At 53.3% G+C, this 21243-nt stretch carries 23 protein-coding genes; 16 read left to right on the forward strand and 7 right to left on the reverse strand.

Translation table 11 applies throughout. The annotated features are described in order from the left end of the window. Positions 1-241 precede the first annotated feature (241 nt). Positions 242-517: a KGG domain-containing protein gene (locus F822_RS00405; protein WP_025039897.1), complete on the forward strand. Its 276-nt coding sequence runs from the start codon at positions 242-244 to the stop codon at positions 515-517. A 347-nt stretch (positions 518-864) separates the two neighbouring features. Here the strand turns inward: F822_RS00405 and F822_RS00410 are convergent, their stop codons facing one another. After that, positions 865-1467, reverse strand: coding sequence for a hemerythrin domain-containing protein (locus tag F822_RS00410; RefSeq protein WP_025039896.1), 603 nt, complete (start codon positions 1465-1467; stop codon positions 865-867). 49 nt (positions 1468-1516) lie between these two features. Next, positions 1517-1945, reverse strand: coding sequence for a hypothetical protein (locus tag F822_RS00415; RefSeq protein WP_156304304.1), 429 nt, complete (start codon positions 1943-1945; stop codon positions 1517-1519). A 34-nt stretch (positions 1946-1979) separates the two neighbouring features. Here F822_RS00415 and F822_RS00420 point away from each other — a divergent pair, with 34 nt between their 5' ends. Continuing rightward, positions 1980-2351: a hypothetical protein gene (locus F822_RS00420; RefSeq protein ID WP_156304305.1), complete on the forward strand. Its 372-nt coding sequence runs from the start codon at positions 1980-1982 to the stop codon at positions 2349-2351. Positions 2352-2659: 308 nt separating this feature from the next. Here F822_RS00420 and F822_RS00425 read toward each other — a convergent pair whose 3' ends face one another. Next, positions 2660-3187, reverse strand: coding sequence for a DUF4142 domain-containing protein (locus tag F822_RS00425; protein WP_025039893.1), 528 nt, complete (start codon positions 3185-3187; stop codon positions 2660-2662). A 225-nt stretch (positions 3188-3412) separates the two neighbouring features. Between F822_RS00425 and F822_RS00430 the strand changes: the two genes are divergently transcribed. The 8 genes from F822_RS00430 (at position 3413) to F822_RS00465 (ending at position 13715) form a co-directional block, all read left to right on the forward strand. Continuing rightward, on the forward strand, positions 3413-3718 hold the full coding sequence (locus tag F822_RS00430) for a hypothetical protein (protein ID WP_197272852.1): 306 nt from the start codon (positions 3413-3415) through the stop codon (positions 3716-3718). Between the two features lie 49 nt (positions 3719-3767). Further along, positions 3768-4034: a DUF2252 family protein gene (locus tag F822_RS00435; protein WP_053111327.1), complete on the forward strand. Its 267-nt coding sequence runs from the start codon at positions 3768-3770 to the stop codon at positions 4032-4034. Positions 4035-4721: 687 nt separating this feature from the next. Beyond that, positions 4722-5330 (forward strand): DVUA0089 family protein, encoded by a 609-nt coding sequence (locus F822_RS00440; RefSeq protein ID WP_197272853.1) that lies wholly within the window; start codon positions 4722-4724, stop codon positions 5328-5330. Positions 5331-5752: 422 nt separating this feature from the next. Continuing rightward, complete coding sequence (locus F822_RS00445; protein ID WP_025039889.1) at positions 5753-9076, forward strand: autotransporter domain-containing protein; 3324 nt, start codon at positions 5753-5755, stop codon at positions 9074-9076. A gap of 230 nt (positions 9077-9306) precedes the next feature. After that, the gene (locus tag F822_RS00450) at positions 9307-9639 is read left to right on the forward strand and encodes a c-type cytochrome (protein ID WP_025039888.1); all 333 of its coding nucleotides are present in this window, start codon (positions 9307-9309) and stop codon (positions 9637-9639) included. 40 nt (positions 9640-9679) lie between these two features. Continuing rightward, entirely contained in the window at positions 9680-10654 is a 975-nt protein-coding gene (locus F822_RS00455; RefSeq protein ID WP_156304306.1) for a hypothetical protein, read from the forward strand. 23 nt (positions 10655-10677) lie between these two features. Beyond that, the gene (locus tag F822_RS00460) at positions 10678-12222 is read left to right on the forward strand and encodes an FAD-binding oxidoreductase (protein ID WP_025039886.1); all 1545 of its coding nucleotides are present in this window, start codon (positions 10678-10680) and stop codon (positions 12220-12222) included. A 362-nt stretch (positions 12223-12584) separates the two neighbouring features. After that, positions 12585-13715 (forward strand): NAD(P)-dependent alcohol dehydrogenase, encoded by a 1131-nt coding sequence (locus tag F822_RS00465; protein ID WP_025039885.1) that lies wholly within the window; start codon positions 12585-12587, stop codon positions 13713-13715. A gap of 126 nt (positions 13716-13841) precedes the next feature. Here F822_RS00465 and F822_RS00470 read toward each other — a convergent pair whose 3' ends face one another. Next, on the reverse strand, positions 13842-14438 hold the full coding sequence (locus tag F822_RS00470) for a PEP-CTERM sorting domain-containing protein (RefSeq protein WP_025039884.1): 597 nt from the start codon (positions 14436-14438) through the stop codon (positions 13842-13844). A gap of 356 nt (positions 14439-14794) precedes the next feature. Between F822_RS00470 and F822_RS00475 the strand changes: the two genes are divergently transcribed. Genes F822_RS00475 through F822_RS00485 form a run of 3 tightly spaced genes read left to right on the forward strand, consistent with a single transcriptional unit; the run spans position 14795 to position 16464 of the window. Further along, the gene (locus tag F822_RS00475) at positions 14795-15361 is read left to right on the forward strand and encodes an NADPH-dependent FMN reductase (protein ID WP_025039883.1); all 567 of its coding nucleotides are present in this window, start codon (positions 14795-14797) and stop codon (positions 15359-15361) included. 42 nt (positions 15362-15403) lie between these two features. Beyond that, positions 15404-15805 (forward strand): hemerythrin domain-containing protein, encoded by a 402-nt coding sequence (locus F822_RS00480; RefSeq protein ID WP_025039882.1) that lies wholly within the window; start codon positions 15404-15406, stop codon positions 15803-15805. 44 nt (positions 15806-15849) lie between these two features. Then, positions 15850-16464, forward strand: a complete 615-nt coding sequence (locus tag F822_RS00485; RefSeq protein ID WP_025039881.1) for a hypothetical protein — start codon at positions 15850-15852, stop codon at positions 16462-16464. A gap of 59 nt (positions 16465-16523) precedes the next feature. On the opposite strand, the gene F822_RS00490 is transcribed toward F822_RS00485, so the two are convergent. The 3 genes from F822_RS00490 to F822_RS00500 all read right to left on the reverse strand — a co-directional run bounded on the left by F822_RS00490 (position 16524) and on the right by F822_RS00500 (position 19300). Further along, positions 16524-18107, reverse strand: coding sequence for an FAD-binding protein (locus tag F822_RS00490; RefSeq protein ID WP_025039880.1), 1584 nt, complete (start codon positions 18105-18107; stop codon positions 16524-16526). Between the two features lie 195 nt (positions 18108-18302). After that, positions 18303-18713, reverse strand: coding sequence for a Bor/Iss family lipoprotein (locus F822_RS00495; protein ID WP_053111328.1), 411 nt, complete (start codon positions 18711-18713; stop codon positions 18303-18305). A gap of 11 nt (positions 18714-18724) precedes the next feature. Further along, a complete protein-coding gene (locus tag F822_RS00500) occupies positions 18725-19300 on the reverse strand; it encodes a hypothetical protein (protein ID WP_025039878.1) in 576 nt (191 codons plus the stop codon). A 553-nt stretch (positions 19301-19853) separates the two neighbouring features. On the opposite strand from F822_RS00500, the gene F822_RS00505 reads away from it, so the two are divergent. From F822_RS00505 to F822_RS00515, 3 genes are all read left to right on the forward strand, one after another. Then, a complete protein-coding gene (locus F822_RS00505) occupies positions 19854-20240 on the forward strand; it encodes a hypothetical protein (RefSeq protein WP_025039877.1) in 387 nt (128 codons plus the stop codon). A 105-nt stretch (positions 20241-20345) separates the two neighbouring features. Next, a complete protein-coding gene (locus tag F822_RS00510) occupies positions 20346-20678 on the forward strand; it encodes a hypothetical protein (protein ID WP_025039876.1) in 333 nt (110 codons plus the stop codon). Next, positions 20675-21211, forward strand: a complete 537-nt coding sequence (locus F822_RS00515; RefSeq protein WP_025039875.1) for a terminase small subunit-like protein — start codon at positions 20675-20677, stop codon at positions 21209-21211. The genes F822_RS00510 and F822_RS00515 overlap by 4 nt, the downstream gene beginning before the upstream one ends. The last annotated feature ends 32 nt before the right edge of the window (positions 21212-21243 follow it).

Here is a 21243-nt window from a genome sequence, read left to right on the forward strand (position 1 = left end):
CGTTCGTTCCTGTTTCCATTCAGACGTAATAAATACAAATGAATTAATTTTTTAGGCTTTATGTTCGCCGCCGTACATAAAAGAGTAGCTACGCTCACTAAGATGTGATCACGTCTCAGTTTTTAATTTTAATAGTGGAGATAAGCTTCCCAAGAGCACTGCCGTCGCTTCAAGCATCAGAATTGGGTGCCGGAGTGGTATCAACGGGAATTCTTTATTTTTTGGATATCAGGAGATAAAAATGCCTACATCAAAAAGCAGTGGTGGTGATAGCAAGCGCGGTTTTGCCTCGATGGACGAAAATAAGCAGCGCGAAATCGCGAGTAAGGGTGGTAAAGCAGCTCACGAAAAGGGAACCGCCCATGAGTTTGATTCCGCAGAAGCGCGTGAAGCCGGTCGAAAAGGGGGCGAAGCCTCGCATGGCGGAAAAAGCGGTTCCGGCAGCCGCTCTTCATCTTCCGGCCGTGGCGGATCCTCCATGCAGCACGCCAAGGCTGGCAGCCAAAGTCATAAATGACCAGCAGCCTGTCGGGCTTGAAGAATCGCAGCGAAAAAGTGACTGGGCAAGGGGAGATTTTGAAGGCCAATAGTTATTCTATTGGCCAAAAAAGTGGCGAAATATGAACCAGCCAGACGCTTTTGCAGCCGATTTCCTTTAAGTCCGACAGGCTGCCAGGTAGATAGAACCGGAGGAAAAAAGGTGAGCTTCAGCTCACCTTTTTTAATTTACTCCGCGAGGTGCTAAAAGCAAGGAAATCGCAGTCGGAGGATTTGCATTTACGTGCATAAAGCTCGGTCCCGGTACCGTTCCTGCCGCAATGCTATTTCCGCCTATGCTTGAGGCACCGGGCAAACGCCGATATGTCATTTTCTACTTTTGCGGACGATCGGTTCCTTGCTTGCCCCCGTGTTCGGCAGCGCGGTGCGCTTCGCAGGCGCCTTAAGCATCTGTTTGCGCCATGCTTCCATCAAAACCTCTTTCCGTTCGGCTATTTCCGAGCCGATTTCTTCGAGGTCCATTTTCGACTTCCTTGCCTCGAGAAACATTTCATTTTCCTCTTCTTTCACATGATGGTTGACATATTCGCGGAGGACACTGACCGTTGCCTCGTACATGGGGTTGGAAGCTTCCATCGATTGAATTTGGCCGATCAAATCCTTGGCTGATGCGTGCTCAACCATTGCCTCGTTCATCAGGTCGTCGTCGTCGATCGCCTCGCGGGCAGCGGGATAGAATATTTCCTCCTCCAACTGAGCATGTACCGTAAGTTCCTTGCAGATTTGTTGCACCAACTCTTCCTTTCCTTCCTTCTCATTTTTCTTGCACAGTTTCTTGAATTCCTTGAACATTTTTTTTACTTTGGCATGATCGTCGGTCAGCAACCTAATGGCGTCGTGCTTGGGTCCGAGCATGGTGGGGCGTTGTGTCGGGCTTTTTCTTGTTGCAGTACTGTGCGTGGTGGGCATGGTTATCTCCAATATGACAAATATATAATTGGTGGTCGGAAGCAAATGTCTACTCAAATTCAAACAAATCAGTATTGCTTGGTGGCAGGAAGATAACGCGGGGCTTTCGGTCGTTCTGTTCGTTAGCCCACATTTTCGATGATGCCTGCAGCCTGCTCGCGCTGCTGGTTCGTTGAATAGGCCGCCATGACTGGTTGGGCTGATAAGCGACAGGCTCCACCTTATGGCGGGAAGAGAGCAAAGTTATGCTGGCGAACAGAGCCAGCTCGATTTTGCTGGTTAGCATAAAGCCATTCTTTGGCTCACGCGGCTTGCTCGCAATTTCATCCGATTGCGGAATAACAGGATGCGAATACCCTGGATGGAGAGTTGAAATTTCTGATGAGTCCGACAGACGTGCTCCAGTTTCTGCCACAACTGCGCATTTGGTTTGTACGTCAACGTACGGAACACCAAGGCATTCTGAGTAGTATTTCAATTCAGCAATTCCGCTGGCAAAGGAGGTAGTTATTATGGAAAATATTCTTATGCTGAAAAAAATGGCCCGATCTGTAGTTTTTGCGGGTATTGTCATCTTTGGTGCTACTGGCGCGGCTCATGCCGCAGGCGCGGGAGACCAGACAGGACAGTATGGCGATATGTCCGGGCATGGCGGGCCGGTGGACAAGAAAGGTTCCTCGGCAGGGCAGTCCGGAGGGCAAGGTGCTGCTTCAGGCCAAGGCAGCGAGAGACCTCGCAGCTCTAACTCGGGCCAAGGCGGATCGAGTCGAGAGGGATCTTCCTCCGGGGGGTCATCCATGGGACAGGGAGCAGGCTCGTCCGGCTCATCGGGCCAGGGAGCGGGGTCTTCCGGGCAATCGGATGGATCAGGAGGGGGCTATTGATTTCTTATAATGGAAGAGTGATCGGGACAGATATGGACCTTTCGCTGGTTCCCGGTGTCTCCAGTTTAGCTGGAGGCGCCGGCTACAGCCTGACCTGTCCTGGCAATAGGTGAATCAGGGTATAGCACCGACGGCTTTTGCATGAGCTTGCCAGATTTGGTCCAAGGATGCAGTCTTGATTTTTGCTTGATTGAAAGGTCCGGTCGGCCCATCAATCGATACCGGCACAACTTCCAGGGTTGTTGCACGCGGGGAGACCAGGCAAAATGATGCAACTTGGCCTCCTTCCATCTTCAGCTTCAATACTTTTATTTCAATTTCGCCTGGATTTTCTGGGCATGCTCAAGGTGGGAGACAAACGCGGGGCGTACCTTTACCAGCAAGGCCTTCAACTCCTCGTTCTTGACGTTGGGCACCAGCTTATTGTCAGCCACATCGATTACTTTTTTGTGGAGGTCGATTTCGCCGTCAATGTAGGCTTTGTCGAAATCCTTGCCGCTCAGGCGCTCTAACTTTTCAAGATTCTTCTTGCCATCTTCGTTCAAGCTCTTGCTGATCGGGTTATCCTGGGGCGTCACATTGAGCTTGGCAGCCAGTTCCTTCGCTTCCTTGTTGACGTCGGTGTGCTCGCCGACCATACGATGGGCATACGCATGGACATCTCCGTCAGATGCTTTTTTCTTGGCAAGATTGCCGGCATCGATATCAACCTGATTGGCGGTAACTACGATATGCGCAATTTCAGCATCATTCAGGTCGCCTTTCTTGTTTGTTTCCGCATGGGCTGCAAACGCGGGAAGCATCAAAGCAATTGTCAACATGAGTAAATTTTTCATTGGTTTCTTCTCCTTAGTGTTCGATTTATACGGAATGACTGCCACGTCAATAAAAAGCTGGCTCGACAATAATGGGGGATGCGCCGCGCAAAACTCTGTTCGATAGCAAACATAGGAATCCCACTGTATCTACATGGTTTCTTGAGCTTTTATTGCGGCGGTAATGCTGAATAGCCGGGGCTGTGCGCTATCGCACGGAACTTGCCCTCGCGCTTCATGAAAATCATGGATATCGCAGCTTTGGCGAAATTAATTTTAATGCAGGAGACATTCATGGAAAAATCCGAAAAAAATAAAGATGATGAATCAAAGGCAGATGAGCCCGTGGATCAACTGCCTGATGAATCGGATGAAGGTATTCCCGTCAGCGAAGAAACCCATGGGAATAGAGTCGAAGAGAAGATAGAGAATCGCACCAACAAAAAACAAGAGACGCACGAGGAAGCGAAATCCATCACCGGATCTGAACCGCATCACGATACCAGAAACGAACACCCGGATTCCGGACCTGCTCCTCTCGACCGGTATTAGCCAAGTCTTCCTGGAAGATAGCCATAGCCCCTGAATTCTGGCGGTTCAAATGAAACGGGCACCAAGCAAGCCTCCCCCTCTCCATGCCAGAGAAGCGACCCTCACGGCTTATCGCAGGCATAAAATGGCTCGTTCCGTGCAGGCTTTTGTCAGGGGCAATACGGCTCATTTTTATGAATGGTTGAGTGGTGCCGAAGGGCGCGCGCTGCCCCAGGGCCCGCCTGTCTGGATAGTGGGCGATTGTCATGTAGGCAATCTGGGTCCGATCGGAAATATCGAAGGCAAAATCGGTTACCTATTGATCAACCACGGCTGAGTTATGGGATTTTTCTTGCGTGAATGGTTGGAAAGGGGCGGCAATTGCTCAGCCAAGGTCGAAAGACCACAGCGCTGGTGGTAACGCCTTCACTTTGAATGCTGGATGTTTGCCTAAAGGCATAAAATTGCCTAAAGGCATAAAATTGCCTAAAGGCACAAAAGCACCCTCGTGATTTCGCTCGGCCCATCGGCACTGCTCTGCGCGGTTGCATTCCGCATCGTTGCGCCTTGCTCCGCACTCTAAAAACCGCTCACTCCACCCCCCCGATTGTCAGATTCAGGTTGAAGGGCTGAAGGAAGAACACAACATCCTGACGTCGCTCGAACCCGTCCGGGATCGATCTCATCGGTGCTCCCATGCTGCTGTATGGCATCGACAGGAGCGTCTTCTGCAGTCGGGATCGCTTGGTCTCCTGGTAACTTTCACGCCATCTCGACTATCGATAGGTGTACTTTAGTCCAATTGGACTTTGCCTTGGAATAAGTATGATGCATCCCTATCGTTCGAACCAAATGATCAGTCAGTGAAATTCTGCGTGGTTTTGAATGGCGAAACGATGAATACGCCTAATAGACGAGGTTTCCGCGTTTACGGAATAGAGAACCGATGGATGCAGGTGCGTGGTCGAGGAAGCCAATGGAATAAAGTGTTTCCATCCATATGACATATTATTTTAATGAGGACATGATGAGATTGATATCATTATGCGGGAAGTTTTGCAAGACACTTGTGTTGGCGGGCGTGTTAATGGCGGCGCATCCCGTCTACGCCAGCGTTTACCACGAAGTAGACGATGCAGGGACGACACCCGGTACAGCCGCATACATTTCCTGGGATACGACAACCATATTCGGTGCGATTCACGATGACGATGGTGCAGATGTCTATGGTTTTGAATGGGGAGGCGGGTTCTTTTTTGCGGATACCTTCGGTTCCGATTTCGATACCATGCTGTCGCTTTTTAATGTTGCAGGCCGCTTGATCACATACAACGACGACATGGGTGACGACGACGTGTTCTATTCTCAAATTTCCCTGGAACTCGATCCCGGCAACTATTTTCTGGGGATAACGCATTATCCCAATAATTATGAGGGAAATATGAGGTACTACGTGGAAAAGGGTATAGAGGGTTCCTATCAAATTCAGAAAAGCATATCTCAGCTTATGCCACCGCCGTTGTCGATTGTAGGAGAGGACATAACTAACGTTCCTGAACCGGCAACGTTGGCACTGGTTGCCATCGGCGTTTTGGGTGTCTTACTCAATCGTCGCCGGAAGCATGCCTTATGAGAAGTCACGTTTTTGATCACCAGCATGAGCTTTGGCGGATGCGGATTTTCCTTGGTGAAGAGTAGAAAGATGCTTTGATCATACCCTGTAATATTTTACAGGTAGTCAAAGCGCTTTTTTACGGTTAAATTCATCGCCACTATCTGCCTATTATTTAAAAGCAAAGAACGCGCAGATACTCGCTTTACTTCTCGCCAAAGTTTCGTCTTCGCAAAATACGACACCATCTCAAGCACCAATTATCAATTGCATAACTTCAGCTCTCATATGATGGGATAGACGGCGGGTTGAATGACCCGAGCAGCGAATCCTGCTCCTGGCAGCAAGCCATAGTGCGCGCGGATTAATATTCATGTTTTGATCCCATCATGTCGATCCAGATTTTCGGGAGATTAAAAGCCATTTCATATAGCACTGGAACGATGATAAAAAAAACGATCCCGCTTTCTCTACATATACGATTGGCCGCGACACTATTGGCAATGCCGGCTTTAGTTCAAACGGCTTATGGCGAGCAGGATCTTACCTGGGATGCCAATGACGCGGCGGCAGGCACAGGCGGTTCCGGGACCTGGGACACGAGCTCTTCAAACTGGCTCAACGGCACTGGCTCTCAGCCGTGGCAGAATTCAGCCTTCGACAATGCGATTTTCGGCGGAACATCAGGCACCGTAACGCTGAGTACGCCCATAGACGTGCACAATATTACCTATAATGCGAGCGACTACGTCATCAATGGCAGCATACTGACCCTTGGCGGCGATGGCCCCAGCATTATCGTCAACAGTCAAATGGCAACGATCAACTCAAATCTCGGCGGAAGCAGCGGCTTGAGGAAGGGTGGCACAGGCACGTTAGTCCTGACTGCCGATAACCCAGGCTTTAGCGGCGTGACAACAGTTACCGCCGGTACGCTACGCCTAGACAATTCCGGTGCGCTTGGTGCCTCGACGACAGCTTCCGACCTGGTGCTGAATAAGGGTTCAACCTTTTTTTTCAATACGGACTTCACGCACGATTACACTTTGACGGGTGGTACCGTGAGCGTGCAAGGAGGGGAGAGCGCTACTTGGAACGGTTCCCCGACGCTGACCCTATCGACCATCATGAATTTGAATGGAGCAAACGGCACATTATCGGGCAACCTGGGCGATACCGGCGCCCGCGTGCTTTCCCTGACAAGAAACGGCACGGGTCGCATGACGTTGTCGGGGAACAATACTTATACGGGTGCGACCACGGTAACCCAGGGCATTCTGCAACTGGGTAGTGCGAATGCGCTCTCGTTCGGCAGCAACCTGGTATTCAACGGCGTGATTGGCACGGGTGGCTCAATTGAACTTACCGGTGCGTCGGGCGATTTTACACGGAATCTTGGCACGGATGCCGGGCAGGTACGATGGGTCGGAGATGGTGGTTTCCAATCCTCCGGATCGAATCGGGTTGTTAATATTGGTGGCGCCGGTACCCCGCTGACGTGGGGGAGCGGCGGTTTTGTGCCCACCGGCAACCGGCTCATCCTGGGTACTTCCGGCAATGCCATGCTTGATTTCCAGAATGGAATAGATCTCGGCAGCGCGCTTCGCACGATTCAGGTCGAGGGTGGCACCAGCAGTGGCCATGCTCGGATCAATGGTGTCTTGTCTGGAGCCGGCGGACTCAATATTGCCGGAAACGGCGCGTCCCTATTGGAATTGACGGCTGCAAACACCTACACGGGCGGCACGGTTTTGACCTCCAGCACGCTATTGGTGAGCTCGAACGAAAACCTCGGTGCTGCATCGGGTACGCTTACCTTCAATGGGGCCACGCTGGTAAACACTGCGGCTTTTTCGACGGGGCGCAGCATAACGATCAACACAGCCAATGATACCTTCCAGACCGATGCGAATCTGGTTGTCAGCGGGGTAATCAGCGGCGGCGGCAGCCTGAATAAGACCGGATCAGGCGCGCTCATCCTGACCGGTGCCAATACCTATGTGGGGGGTACGACAATTACCGCCGGTACCTTGCAGATCGGCAACGGCGGCACAACCGGCAGTATCTCGGGCGATGTGATGAATAACGCGGTGCTGACCTTCAATCGTTCCGACAACATCAGCTATGGCGGCATAATCTCCGGTACGGGGTCGCTGAATAAAGAGGGGGTCGGTGTGCTGGCATTGACCGGTGACTCAAGCGGTTTTGGTGGACATATGTTCGTCAATGACGGCACACTCGCGATAAGCGGGACGCTGGGCGGAATGCTGGATGTGCTGGCGGGCGGCCGTCTGCAAAGCACCGGCACGACTGGAACAACCATTACAGCCGGTACAATTGCGCCAGGAAACTCGATCGGCACGCTGACCGTCAACGGCGATTACACCCAGCTCCCCGGGTCCACTTACGAGGTGGAGGTTGAGCCGGGCGGCCGCAGCGATCAGATTATCGTTAAGGGATTGGCGGACATTAGAGGGGGCACGGTTTCCGTTATCCACGCAAGCGGGCATTACGCACCTGGCAGCCGCTATACTATCCTGACAGCTGACGGTGGTTTGACGGGCCGGTTCGATACGCTCACTCAGAATTTACCGCTCATTAATCTCGGCCTGGTCTATGATCCAACCCATGTTTATCTTGATGTGCTCCGGTTTTGCGCTATGGCTGGCACGCGCAATCAGTGTGCTGCCGGGAATGGCGCGGAGAGCCTGGGGCCCGGCAATCCGATCTATAGCGCCATTGTTGGCTTGCCCGACCAGGAGAGCGTGCGACGGGCATTCAACAATCTCTCCGGCGAAGGTCACGCGAGTGAAAAAGCTGCAATAATCGAGGACAGCCGCTTCGTGCGCGAAGCCGTCTCCGATCGGGTGAGACAGGCTCTCAGCACGGATGCCGCGCTGGCCCAGGAAATGCCGGGTCAGACGCTGCAGCGGAATCCGACCACGGGGCGTGCCTTTTGGAGCCGTGCTTTCGGCTCTTTCGGTCATCGCAACGGGGACGGCAATGCCAGCCGTATCGGCCGCAATATCGGCGGGGTCTTCATTGGAGGCGATATGCTGATTGCGGATAAATACCTCATCGGCATCGCTGGCGGCTACAGCAATGCTTCATATAACGTCAACCAGCTATTGACGAGCTCCAGTGATAATTATCATATCTCGGTGTATGGCGGTACACAGTGGGGTCCCCTTGGGTTACGCCTTGGCTCGGCATATGCATGGCATGACCTTGAATCCAACCGAAACATCGCCTTTGCCGGCTTCTCCGATCATGCCAAGGCAAGCTACACTGCACATACCGCCCAGGTATTTGGCGAAATAGGTTACAGTCTGCCGTTTACCACTATATCGCTTGAGCCATTCGGCAGAATTGCCTATGTCAACCTCGACGCGAATAGTTTTCAGGAACGCGGCGGGCCCGCAGCCCTGCGCAGCAAGAAGGATAACCAGGGCGCTGCTTATACGACTGTCGGTCTCAACGCAGCTAAGGTATTCTCAAGCTCTGACAGGGTGAGCACCACATTGCGCGGCTCGCTCGGCTGGCGCCATGCCTTTGGCGAAATGACGCCGATCTCGAGTTTTGCCCTTCCCGGCGGGTCTTCCTTTACCACTGCAGGCGTACCGATCGCGGGCGATGCTGTAGTCATGGTCGCGGGCATGGATGTAAATATTGTCAAGGCAGCCACCTTCGGCATTTATTACAACGGGCAGGTATTGCGCAATATCGTGGATAACGGCGTCCGCGCGAATCTCAGCTGGAAATTCTGAGCAATTTTTAAAGGAGACATTCGACAGCACCCTCTCAACATCGATATTATAAAAGCATGGGCTACAATCTTCGAGATATGGTATGCGTTTAAGAGTTAGCGGCAACCTTGCTTTTTTTTCTGTTGTAAACTCCTATATAATAAGGTGAATATAAAAAACTTTCGCTATCCGCAGGTGAAGCGCATGAATTCTGTTCTCAACAAGCGATAGGATCTATGAGGAGGCGCGGTATGAAGAAAATAAGACCAGAAGGTTCAGCTATCGGTTTTATGCTCGCAATGATAGTTACTGCTGGATTCACCGCCGATGCCGCGTGGGCTGCGCCTGAGAAAGTTCCCGTGTCAGGGTTTGCGTGGAAAGATGGTGCCGAAGTTTACACCAAGGTTTGCGCTTATTGTCATGAAGGGGGTCCTGTGGGGCCACAGATTCGCGGTCGTGAGCTTCCTGCAGCGTATATCCGCACGGTGGTGAGAAGCGGATTCCGGGCGATGCCTTCTTTTCGGGCTGCCGAGATCGACGACGAGTCGCTGGCAAAACTGGCTGAATATATCTCGAAAAACTGAATCGACCGGCGGTAATCGATAAGCGCAAGGAGGCTGAACAATGGACGTTAACAGACGTAATCTTATGAAAGGTGCGCTGACGGGCGGGACGCTGTTGGCGTTGGGCATTCCTGCAGGCGCGTTTGCAACCCCCACGAGAAAGGTAGAAAGATTCGGCCTGCTGCTGGGAAACACCCCCGTGGATGCCGCGTTTGCCGCTGGTTTTCGCTCGGCCGCTCAATACTCTGCGAAGGGTAGTGGAGCGGTGGCGGCAGGTGCGAGAGACGGACACGGCTCACCGCAAGTGATAAAGCTAAAAGGTGGACTGCTCAGCGACTATGAGATAGCGGCACGGTTGCTGGAAAAATCCCGCGGCACACGTTGGGTTGCCGTCATGGATGATGGCAGCGCAGCGGTTTTCACGGAACTGGTGCGGAATGCCGGCGCCAGGCTGCTCTTGCTGGGTTCGCATGTTTCTTCTGACCATGCCTCCACGCAGGGCATTTTCCCTGATATTCCCAGGCTTCGCCATGTATGGGCGGCGGCATCGCCTGCGCATAGCGCGGGGGGCATTCTTGCTTCCCAGCTCATTGGGAATCAGGGCAGTTTTTCCATAACAGAGAATTTTTTCTCCGCAGAGCATCCTGCTACGCAGGCGCAGATCGATAGTGCAACGACAGACGGATTTGCCCCCGGTTTCCTGACCTATCGACTTGATGGACCGGATGAGATTCATCTTCATTGCTCCGGTCTTTCGCTCTCGAATGGCTGCGAATCGCTTGGCTGGAGTAGCGCAGGAAGATGGGCACCTGTTTCGCAGCAGGCCCCCCTGCGTGGAACCGTCATGGGGACCGGGCAGCCGCGATCCGCAGGCTGGGTGGAATCGGTAGGGTATGCGGTAATGGCTGCGGCGCTGGGTATGGGTGCGCTTCAGGAATCCTGCTCCAGTCGCGCGTTCGTGCATCGGTCAGTTGCGGGAAACAGAGGCGAACGGATTGATGTGGCGAAGTTTACGTCATTCGTAATCGATATTTAGCGTAGCACCGAGGAGAACAGGCTATGGCCAGCAAATATATTGCACTGCCCAACGGTGTATCTGAAAATACTTTTGATGCCGCCATAAATGAGTTTCGCGCTGTTCTGGGCGAAGCTTCCGTACTCACCAGTGCGGCGCAACTCACGCCCTACATCAAGACCATGATGCCGGTGCCGGATGCGGAGCATGCGCCTTCTGCGGCGCTGCTGGCCACGACGGTGGAGCAGATCCAGAAGATTGTAGGCATCTGCAACCGGTATAAGGTGCCCGTATGGACTATTTCAACCGGGAAGAATCTCGGCTATGGTTCGGCGGCGCCAGCCGAGCGCGGCCAGGTCGTGCTGGATCTCAAGCGCATGAACCGTATTCTCGAAGTCGATAAGGATCTGGCTTATGCGCTGGTCGAGCCAGGCGTGACTTACAAGCAGCTCTACGACTACATTGCCGAACACAAGCTGGGTTTGTGGCTATCCTTTCCGGCTCCTTCCGCGATTGCGGGACCGGTCGGCAATACGCTGGACCGTGGTGTCGGGTATACGCCCTATGGCGAGCATTTCATGTATGCATGCGGGATGGAGGTGGTTCTCGCCAATGGCGAGGTGCTGCGTACGGGGATGGGCTCCATGCCGAATTCCAATACCTGGCAGGTATTCAAGTGGGGTTACGGCCCCTACCTGGACGGTATCTTTACCCAGTCCAATTACGGCATTGTCACCAAGCTCGGCTTCTGGTTGATGCCGGCACCTCCGGCTTTCAAGCCGTTTGTCATTCAGTACCAGAATGAGGACGACATCGTGGAGATCGTAGAAACGATCCGCCCGCTGCGCATCAATGGTGTGATACCCAACGCCGTGGTCATTGCCCACGCATTGTATGAAGCGCCGGTGAAGGCCCGTCGAAGCGACTATGTAAAAGGACCGGGTTCGATTCCGGATGAGGCAGTGCGCCAGATCACCAAGGATCACAATCTGGGGATATGGAACGTTTATGCCGCCCTCTACGGTACGCCGGAACAGATCGAGGTGAACTGGAAGATCGTGACGCAGGCTTTTGGCAAATCCGGCAAGGCAAAAATCCTGACGGAGGAGGAAGCTGCAGCCGACCCTGCATTTGTGTATCGGGCCAAGCTCATGCGGGGAGAAATGACACTCCAGGAATTTTCCTTGTACAACTGGCGCGGGGGTGGTGGCTCCATGTGGTTTGCGCCGGTCTCCCAGGCTCGGGGAAGCGAGACGCTCAAACAGATGGCTTTGACCAAGCAGATTCTTGGCAAGCACGGATTGGACTATTCTGGGGAATTCATTGTCGGCATGCGAGACATGCATCATGTCGTCGATGTCTTGTACGATAAGACAAATCCGGAGCAGGTGAAGGCGGCATATCAGTGCTTTGATGAGCTGGTGACGACGTTTTCAGCGCAGGGATATGGAATTTATCGCGTTAACACCGCGTTCATGGACAAGGTGGCTGATACTTACGGTCCCGTACAGCGCAACGTCAACAAGATTCTCAAAAAAGCCCTGGATCCTAATGGCATCCTCGCGCCGGGGAAATCCGGCATCCGGTAAATGCATGAGTGCCATGAGCCTTTGAGAATCAGGTAGTTCTCCATGTAACTGCGGGCGTGGACCTGATCAATCCCCTCACACTTCAGGCAGTCATGTAATACGGATAAGGAAGCATTATCCCAAATCCGGCAGTTGACCGCTCATTTATCAACTAGCGCTATAATCGAAGAGAATTTTGTACCCTGTGAGCTTCACCTTTTAGGTGAGCTCACTCACTACGGGGCGGATTAAACAGTTTTTGCGGCACAGCGCGGCGTTGCAACTCCTTGGAATGGAATGACCATTCCGCGTCGTTGCGCCTTCCTCTGCGCCCTAAAAACCGCTCACTCCACCCCGTCCAACTGCCGGATTCAGGATTACGGATGAGAGAGATCAAGGCGGCGACAATTCGACGGAAGGGCGGCCCCTTCAAGGTGGAAACCTTGATGCTGGATGAGCCTCGTCCCGACGAGGTACTTATCAGAATAGTGGCAACCGGGATGTGCCACACTGATATGGTGGCACGCGACCAGTTGTATGACGTACCCATGCCCGTCGTGCTCGGGCATGAAGGCGCGGGCGTAGTGGAGAAAATCGGTACCAGCGTCAAAAAGGTGGCGCCGGGCGATCATGTCGTACTGACCTACATGTGGTGCGGCCACTGCAAGCCCTGCCTGCGCGGCGACCTGACCTATTGCCAAAATTTTTACCCGCTGAACTTTGGCGGTGCGCGGGAAGACGGCACCACCTCCACCTATGAAGTGCATGCTCACGGTACGCATGAGCGCGGCGCGCCCGTTCACGACCATTTCTTCGGGCAATCGTCATTTGGCACTTTTTCCCTTGCGCATGAGCGTAACGTAGTAAAGGTGCCAGGTAATGCGCCGCTGGAATTGCTCGGCCCGCTCGGTTGCGGCATTCAAACCGGCGCGGGGGCGGTGATGAACTCACTGAAATTGAGCCCCGGCAGCAGTTTCGCGGCTTTTGGCGGTGGTGCGGTGGGGCTGAGCGCCATCATGGCGGCGCGCGTGGCGGGAGCCACCACCATTATCGCCGTTGACGTAGTGCCTTCGCGCCTGGCGCTGGCCATGGAACTTGGAGCGACCCATGCCGTAAATAGCCGCGAAACAGATCCTGTCGAGGCCGTACGCGAAATTACCGGGGGTGGGGCGGATTTTACGCTCGAGTCGAGCGGTCGACCGGCAGTGCTGCGCCAAGCCATTGATGCGCTGGCTACGCGAGGCACCTGTGGTATTGTGGGAGCGCCAGCGCTGGGCACCGAAGCCAGTTTCGATGTGAATGGCGTGATGACGACCGGCAAGCGCATCATCGGAATTATCGAGGGCGACAGCATCCCCGATCTTTTTATTCCCGCGCTTGTCGAGTTATACATGCAGGGGCGCTTCCCTTTCGACAAACTGGTGAAATTCTACACGCTGGACCAGATCAATCAGGCAGCCGAAGACAGCGAGAAGGGCATAACCATCAAACCCATCATCCGTCTGGAATCCTGAACTGTTGCGTCAACGGGCGCTGTTGGTATGAGATCAACGGTTCGCGACCATGGAAATGAAACGGCAGCAGCCGTTCAGCCTCCCGCCCAAACCCCGATTCAACTGGGGTTTGGGCGCTTGTCAAACTCAAATTCTTCGGCTTCTTGCTGATGCCCAACCAACCAACATAAGCCCTGCAAGCATCATCGCGTAAGTGGCAGGCTCAGGAACCGGAAGCGCAAGAAGATTCACTCGAGCGACGGTGGACGGGTTGAATGCAAGACCCTCGACATTGATAAACAGCTCATTTCCAACGAACCGAACGTCCGATGGTTGCAAACCGAGAGTTGTCACGTTGTTATCGATCTTCGCACCGATGATGTCTGCGGCAGCAGCGCTATCGAAGCGGAATACATAGGTGTTTTCAAAAGCCGATGCAAATCTCGTGAAAGGGGCCGAGTTATGAAAATCCATCGTGATGTGATCGCTGGCGATATCGATCGCCACGTCAACGAGATTATGCGCAAACCCGGATTGAACCTCTGTAGCCGGGTTGAAGAGATCGGCCACATCAGGGTATTCGACACCCGAACCGATCACCTTGGTGTTCGCGAAGGATGTGACGACGGGAGTGCTTGACGACGTGGCTTGGGCAAGCGTTTGAAGGCTGACCTCCGTACCATTTATTCCCGCATAAGTAGGCATGCTCAGCAGCAGCGCTGCTGTAAGAACAAGTTTCTTCATCTATATCGCTCCGGTTAGTATTATTGACCATCAGAGTTTGCGAGATAAAACGATTCTGCTTGATGCTCGAGTTGGCAGGCTATATCAGTTGCAAGGGCGGCGTAAACTTCGCCAGCAGGAGAAGATGCTGGTGATTGGATTCTATAGCTGAATCCGCGCATTAGGTAATTTTTTTTCGAGTAAATTGGCAAAATTGGTCGTACCGGGGGCATATTGAAAATATCGCATGCCGGCGCGTATTCCGCTTTGCCAGCAATAGCGTCAAGTTTATGTTTTTATGATACAACTGAGCTGATAAAATCAGCACGAAGCAGAAGGACCTTCGCGCGCTTATGTATACATTTCTCGGGATACCAATGAAACTAAAACTTCACACTATTATCTGCAGCACCCGACCGGGCCGTATCGGGCCATCCATCGCCAAGTGGTTTCATGAACTCGCCGTGCAGCACGGAAAGTTCGAAGCCGTGTTGGTCGATCTCGCCGAATTCAATTTACCGGTTTACGATGAGCCCGAGCATCCCATCCGCCAGAACTACCAACACGAACATACAAAAAAATGGGCTGCGAGTGTGAATGCAGCCGATGCCTACGTTTTTGTGACGCCGGAATATAATTTTGGGCCGCCACCCTCTCTTTTGAATGCACTGGATTATGTGTACAAGGAGTGGAATTACAAGCCTGCGGCGACTGTCAGCTATGGTGGAATCTCAGGTGGCATGCGGGCGGTGCAGATGGAAAAACTTACCTTCACCACATTAAAAATGATGCCGATACTGGAAGCCGTCGTTGTTCAGAATGCTTCCGGTCATTTTGATGACAACGATAATTTTCTGCCGAGCGATAGTCATAAAACTTCGGGCGTATCATTGCTGAATGAACTGCATAAGTGGGCGGAGGCGCTGAAAACGATGAGGCAATGAACTTTTTCCTCGAAAGATATTATGATCAACTTCATTAGCTAAATGCCACGAATTGGTGCTTTGCTCGTGTTGTCACGCGAGCATCATACATCGCTGGTAGTTGCGCGTGATGCGCGGCGGGCAGCGAATGAGAAAGACGCAGTTGCACTGGTCGGGGCAATTGCCCGTATTGAAGCTCACTGGAAGACCGTGATGGCTGCGCACTTTGATGAGGAGGAGCGATTGATTCGAATTGCGGAGGATACGCTTGAGGCGCAAGCGGTTGCACGTATTCTTGCCGAGCACGCCGAACTGAGGGCGCTTGCCAACGAACCTTGCCCACTTGAGCCAGCCATGCGGTTGCGCAGGTTTGCCGACCTTATCGTAACCCACGTACGCTTCGAGGAGCGCGTGTTTTTCCCCCAATTGCAGTCGCACCCTTGCATTGCCAATGCTGATGCTTAGGTGGCTCCGGTCTATTCAACTTACCCCATAAGGAGGAGATTCGCATGAGTTATCCTGATTTTTATGAACAGGCTCCGGTTGTTCGTACCCGCGATCCATTCGCCGAGATGTTGGGTGCGGCGCAAGACGGTATGCTTGAATATCATTACGCCGACGCGGTGCGTCTGGCTGGGCATTCCTGCCCTACCGTCGCGGGCGCGTTTCTGATGGGACGAGCGGCGCTGGCTACGCTCTTTCCGGATGAGCCTGCCGAGCGCGGCGCCATTGCCATACATATGCCAGCGCCAGAAAGCGAAGGCACCACCGGCGTGACCGCACAAGTGCTGACTTTGCTTACCGGGGCCGCCTCGGACAATGGTTTTCACGGTATCCAGGGGCGCTTCAGACGCAAGGGATTACTCAGCTTTGCTGAACGTAGAGAGGGTGAAGCCATCAACTTCAAACGGCTTGACACCGGAGCTGCCGTTACGGTAAGCCTGGACGTTTCTCCTGTGCCGGGCGATCCTGCCCAGGGCGCGCGCATGGCTGCCATTCTGTATGGCAACGCAGACGATGCGCAGCGGGCCGCCTTTGCCAATGCCTGGCAAGATCGTGTGCGGCGGTTGCTGCTTGAGTTTGCCGACGATCCAAGAGTGATACGCATCACCCCTGTGCAATAGCGCAAGGTAAAAATCTGTATTTTCGAAGATACACGCGGTTTCCGGCGGGACAGCCGGTTTCAGTTCGTCAGCCCTGCGTTGACAGTGAAGTCGTTGTTGAATATCTTCCGCACCGCTGCGCTTTCGAGCAACGTCTCGCGGCTGGCGAGCCAATGGTCGACGGCGGTGTCCCCATACCAATTACGCACGCGATCAGGCGTAAGGAATGTATTATATTTCCCCCAGTGCAGGGTGAAGGGAATACCTGCCGCATCAAGGGCTTCCCAGACCTTGTTGTAGAATGCACGAGTTTCCGGGGTGCTCACCGCATCCATCTCCAGGACTGCCGTGGTGTCGAAGCGGGTGAATCCGAGCAGGGCCCGTGTGCCTTTGACAAAACGGTGCGAGAGTATCAGCGGCAGGACGACGTTTGCGTCTTTGTATATCCTGAAAGCGATTTCCATTGCCTCGATCGCCCGGGAGACGGGCATTCCGACACCGCAGCCGAGGGTCTTGCCCAAAGTCTTCTCGCCTCGGAAGAGATCGCGGATGATCGCCTTTTTGAAATAAGGCGAAAACTCCGCTTCTACCTGGCTGTTGAGCAATGGCAGGGCCAGCTTGTTTAGCGGGCTGGGAATTTTCCCTACCAGCGCGCCCATAATGTCAAGCCCGGAGGCGCCCAGGCCGGGCTCGCCGGCATTCCATTCCGGCGGTGTGTAATTATCCGGATCATACGCCGATTCGTACATTACGAGAACGATGGCTTCGGCAGGGGGCGTGCCCTCGTTGGGGTTGAAGAATATTTCAAAATGGTAGGGTTTGTCTCTAGGCACAGCGTTGGCTACCGCCGGCAGGGGAATCAGAGTCGGGTCGCAGGCGGCGATCGCGGCTTTGAGCGTGGCGTCGTACGGATGCCGGAACCGGACGGCATTCAGAATGAAAAGCGCACGCGTCTCGATCATGATGCCGTGAATAATGCCGAAAGAGCCCAAGCTCACCAGCGCAGCGTTGAAAAGCGTATCGTCCTGTATGAAATCGGCGCCTATGCTCTGCGCAAAGTCAGGTTGCATCACAGGATATGACTTCCGCTCCAGATAGACATGTTTGTTCGGTCCGGTGATAAGGTGCAACCCAACGACCATCTCCTGCATCGCGCCAAAGTTGTAGGCGCCACCATGGGTTCCCGTCGAGACCGCGCCGGCGACAGTCTGGCCGTTGTTTGAGCCGCAACCTTTGATCGACAAGCCGCTGGCAAAGAGATATTCGTTCAGCGCGGCAACCGAGTTGCCGCATTCGACGAAGCGCAGTTTCGCGGCATCGCCCGCATACCCCGAATCGGTCAACGCATGCGGGACCTCGAACGCCAGCCGCAACGCTGTGTTGTCGATCAGGCGGCCATTCGTCACGGCGACGGTGCTCAGCGACCACAAGCTGCCGTGCGCGCGCAGAGACTTGCCATCCCGAATGCAAGCCTGGATGATGCCCTGCAATTCCTTTGTCGCTTCGTTGTAAGTATCGAAGGGCGGTTTGTCGCCCCGGTCGATGCGGAAGACGTATTCTCCCTCGAGCGTCTGCCTGAAAGAGTCATGCCGTCCGGTTTCCAGGATGGTGGGCCGGAAGAAGATTCGTCCATTCGAGTTGTTTTCGTGTCGTCCGTTGGGCATGTTCTTGTTTCCTTATGGTCTGGCAGCCTGTCGGCCTTAAAGGAAATCGGCTGCAAAAGCATCTGGCTGGTGCATATTTCGTCGCTTTTTCGGCAAATAGAATAACTATTGGCCTTCAAAATCCTCAAAATCCGTCCTCACCCGGTCACTTTTTCGCTGCGATTCTTCAAGTCCGACACTGCTGGCTGATACTTATCAAGAAACGTTCCGTGTTCGTGATCTTTTTCGCGGCACAGGGAGCGTGCCCGGCCTTGTGGGTGGCGCTTTGCAGCGGAATCGCACCTCCGTCGGCATCCAGAGACCCAGGGTGACAACACCGGCAAGATCATGCGCCAGGGTACGGTAGATTACGACATCATTGATACCCTGACCGTGGCATTCGGCGGCAAAAACCTGCGGATCGAGCATCAATCCCCAAAAATACGCGTGCATGGTCTTTTTTTGGTAAGCCGCAGTCTGACCTTCAGGCTTTATAGGGTCGGAATCCGGCACGCTGACCTGAAAACTGGCGCAACTGGACAGGAAAAGAAGACTCATGCAGGTAGTGGTGCACCAGGCGCGAAATTCCTTCCATGTGTTGGGTTTTCTCATGCTTGCGGTTCGCATCACCGCTCTCCTTATCGCATAGTTTGCGGCGCATTCCGGCCCGAAGGCCTGGTTGTGGTGGTGTAGTTTTGTTGCTTTGGTATCTCGCCGTTTACCGTATAGACCGGGCACGGCTGCTGATAGGCGGGTGCCGCCAGGGATCGTGTTGACGTGATCTTGACCAAACGCCGTGCTGGTGCGCCTGTCGTGGTTCCCGCTGCCGTGGTTTCCCCAGTCAGATCAGGCGGATCGCAAGCGACATAACCATTAAATTTATGAAGAGGCGTGTCCCGCGGCATATAGCTGCCGGGATACTGGAACCCATGCATGTTGTTGTAGCCCGAACTACCGCCCATCGATGGCATGGGCAACACCACGACCGGCCCGCCAAGCGAAGATCGATCAAGGCGCTGATCCTGTTTATGCGACGCCCCCAAAGGCACAAGGGGGTTATTCATCACCGGGGGATAAATAAAGGGGCTATCCTGCGTCATCTCCGCAGGGGCGCTGGCTGCAGCGTTCGGGGTTACAGCCTCCCATTCCTGTGCTGGCGCCTGGCTGGAATATGCCAGACCGAATATGAAGAGCACTACAGGAAGTTTGATCACGGATATCTCAAAAAAGTGTGTGTATCGAAGCCGGGATCCGATTGAATCATTATAACCGGACCGCCCCAGCAGCTTTGTTTATAGCAGCCGCGCGCCAAAAATCAATTTTCATTGTAGCTGAGTCGATTTTACTCCGGTTGAAAACAGTTCCACAGGCGCTTCTTATGGCAAACCGAGTACCGTAATAGAGCGGTTTTCCATTCTCTACCTCTTAATATAGAAACCTCTTGACAACGGCTGGTAACGCTGTATAATTCGCTTCCATATTGTGGATTTCCGTGCACGATCACTAAAACTAAAAGCCCGCTACAGCGAGGCTCACATCCACCCGCCTTGCGCGGGTTTTTTATCGACCGCTTTTAAGCGGCTTTTTTTTGCCTGCTCACAAGGGCAATAATATTAAAGAAATTCTTGTGCGGTGTAACGTGCCATTGCTTAATGGACGCCAACGCCCTATGAAACAGGACCTGCGCTTACGCAGTATTCTCCAGCAAACCCGCCTCGTGCGGGTTTTTTATTGCCCGCTCTCAACAGCTTTTATAGGCAAACGTAAATGATCAGCAGTCCAGCGATTATAGCAATCATCCTGGCAGTTTTTGTCGCTCTTGCCTTTAGTGGCGGATTCGCGGTCAGCAACTGGCGGTCTGCATCGGAGATACAGCGGCTCAACTCCAGTAATGCCGTGCTGTCGGCAGCAAACGATAAATGCGCTACGGATATTCAATCCGTGCGCAGCGCAATGGATGCGCTGGCAGCAGCCTCAGCCATACGAGATAAAAACGCGGCGGTTGCAATGCGACGTGCAGCGTCGGTTGCAGCGAAACACACAAACCGTGCAAAAAAGATAACGGCTCTTCCGCCGGTAGCATTGGAATATCAATGTGAGGTGTTAACCCGTGAGCAAATAGAGTACGTAAAAAGCCGCCGCCAAAATAACTAGATTGGCATCAGGTTGCGTTACTCGTCATTGCATAGGTCGACTATGCGCCTTCTCATGCCATCAAAACCAGATGGTTTTTAACCTTGTTCGTTCAGGTATGCCCATATGGAATTTACGACGCGTTATGCCCACCTTGCATTGGTATCGGTATTTGTCACGCTGCTGGCTGGTTGCGCTGGCAAGCCGGTAATTCAGACGCAGGTAATCGAAAAACAAATTGCTGTGCCGTGTCTGGTGGAAACCCCATCCGAATGCAAATCAACCTATGCGATTGATCGTACTTCGGTAAAAGACGATGCAGTCACCATCAACAGGGCGCTGCGTGCTGAAATCGAGGAGAGATGGGCATGTGAGGTCAAATTACTCGCAGCCATGAAAGGCTGCAACAAAGAGACGAAAAAAGAGGGTGCGATGAGCGCTGAAAAAGCCGGATCATGAGTGAATTTGAACGTGAAGTGCTTTCAATGAAAGCAGCGAAGAATCAAGCAGACGCGGCATTATCAGGAAGGAAAAAGGGAGCTCCGACAATAAAAACACCGGAATTGCTGGATACCATTTTTGCCGGTATTTCACTGGGAAAATCGGCCCGCGCCATGTGTGTGGAAGTCGGCATAAGCCAAAGGGTTTTATGGAACTGGTTGGCGTGCGATGAAGATCTCATGCGGCAATATCTGCGCGCGAAAGAACTTTGTGTGGATGCTTATGCTGAAGAAATCATCGAAATTTCCGACGATGGATCAAAGGATACTTATATCGATGAAAAGGGCAAGCAAGTGATAGATCGAGAGGTCATCGCACGTGCCCAATTGCGCATCGACGCGCGCAAATGGTATGCCGCAAGGCTTGCGCCAAAAAAATACGGCGACAAACCACCGGTAACGCACGAGGCGGGGGATACAAAAAGACAGGCGATGCAAAGCGTCGAGGTGGCTTTTGTCTCTATAACCGATGCCGGCAAACAGGTTATATAACCTAAATCCGGTAGTTGGACGGGGTGAAGTGT

Source organism: Nitrosospira briensis C-128 (genome assembly GCF_000619905.2).
Lineage (GTDB): Bacteria > Pseudomonadota > Gammaproteobacteria > Burkholderiales > Nitrosomonadaceae > Nitrosospira > Nitrosospira briensis.

Excerpts from the sequence above, each read along its gene's own strand:
- F822_RS00430 (WP_197272852.1), top strand. The coding sequence starts at position 3,413 with ATGGATATCGCAGCTTTGGCGAAATTAATTTTAATGCAGGAGACATTC.
- F822_RS00475 (WP_025039883.1), top strand. The coding sequence starts at position 14,795 with ATGAAACTAAAACTTCACACTATTATCTGCAGCACCCGACCGGGCCGT.
- F822_RS00465 (WP_025039885.1), top strand. The coding sequence starts at position 12,585 with ATGAGAGAGATCAAGGCGGCGACAATTCGACGGAAGGGCGGCCCCTTC.
- F822_RS00420 (WP_156304305.1), top strand. The coding sequence starts at position 1,980 with ATGGAAAATATTCTTATGCTGAAAAAAATGGCCCGATCTGTAGTTTTT.
- F822_RS00490 (WP_025039880.1), bottom strand. The coding sequence starts at position 18,107 with ATGCCCAACGGACGACACGAAAACAACTCGAATGGACGAATCTTCTTC.
- F822_RS00470 (WP_025039884.1), bottom strand. The coding sequence starts at position 14,438 with ATGAAGAAACTTGTTCTTACAGCAGCGCTGCTGCTGAGCATGCCTACT.
- F822_RS00425 (WP_025039893.1), bottom strand. The coding sequence starts at position 3,187 with ATGAAAAATTTACTCATGTTGACAATTGCTTTGATGCTTCCCGCGTTT.
- F822_RS00505 (WP_025039877.1), top strand. The coding sequence starts at position 19,854 with ATGATCAGCAGTCCAGCGATTATAGCAATCATCCTGGCAGTTTTTGTC.
- F822_RS00445 (WP_025039889.1), top strand. The coding sequence starts at position 5,753 with ATGATAAAAAAAACGATCCCGCTTTCTCTACATATACGATTGGCCGCG.
- F822_RS00515 (WP_025039875.1), top strand. The coding sequence starts at position 20,675 with ATGAGTGAATTTGAACGTGAAGTGCTTTCAATGAAAGCAGCGAAGAAT.
- F822_RS00455 (WP_156304306.1), top strand. The coding sequence starts at position 9,680 with ATGGACGTTAACAGACGTAATCTTATGAAAGGTGCGCTGACGGGCGGG.
- F822_RS00495 (WP_053111328.1), bottom strand. The coding sequence starts at position 18,713 with ATGCGAACCGCAAGCATGAGAAAACCCAACACATGGAAGGAATTTCGC.
- F822_RS00450 (WP_025039888.1), top strand. The coding sequence starts at position 9,307 with ATGAAGAAAATAAGACCAGAAGGTTCAGCTATCGGTTTTATGCTCGCA.
- F822_RS00410 (WP_025039896.1), bottom strand. The coding sequence starts at position 1,467 with ATGCCCACCACGCACAGTACTGCAACAAGAAAAAGCCCGACACAACGC.
- F822_RS00405 (WP_025039897.1), top strand. The coding sequence starts at position 242 with ATGCCTACATCAAAAAGCAGTGGTGGTGATAGCAAGCGCGGTTTTGCC.
- F822_RS00510 (WP_025039876.1), top strand. The coding sequence starts at position 20,346 with ATGGAATTTACGACGCGTTATGCCCACCTTGCATTGGTATCGGTATTT.
- F822_RS00460 (WP_025039886.1), top strand. The coding sequence starts at position 10,678 with ATGGCCAGCAAATATATTGCACTGCCCAACGGTGTATCTGAAAATACT.
- F822_RS00440 (WP_197272853.1), top strand. The coding sequence starts at position 4,722 with ATGATGAGATTGATATCATTATGCGGGAAGTTTTGCAAGACACTTGTG.
- F822_RS00485 (WP_025039881.1), top strand. The coding sequence starts at position 15,850 with ATGAGTTATCCTGATTTTTATGAACAGGCTCCGGTTGTTCGTACCCGC.
- F822_RS00435 (WP_053111327.1), top strand. The coding sequence starts at position 3,768 with ATGAAACGGGCACCAAGCAAGCCTCCCCCTCTCCATGCCAGAGAAGCG.
- F822_RS00480 (WP_025039882.1), top strand. The coding sequence starts at position 15,404 with ATGCCACGAATTGGTGCTTTGCTCGTGTTGTCACGCGAGCATCATACA.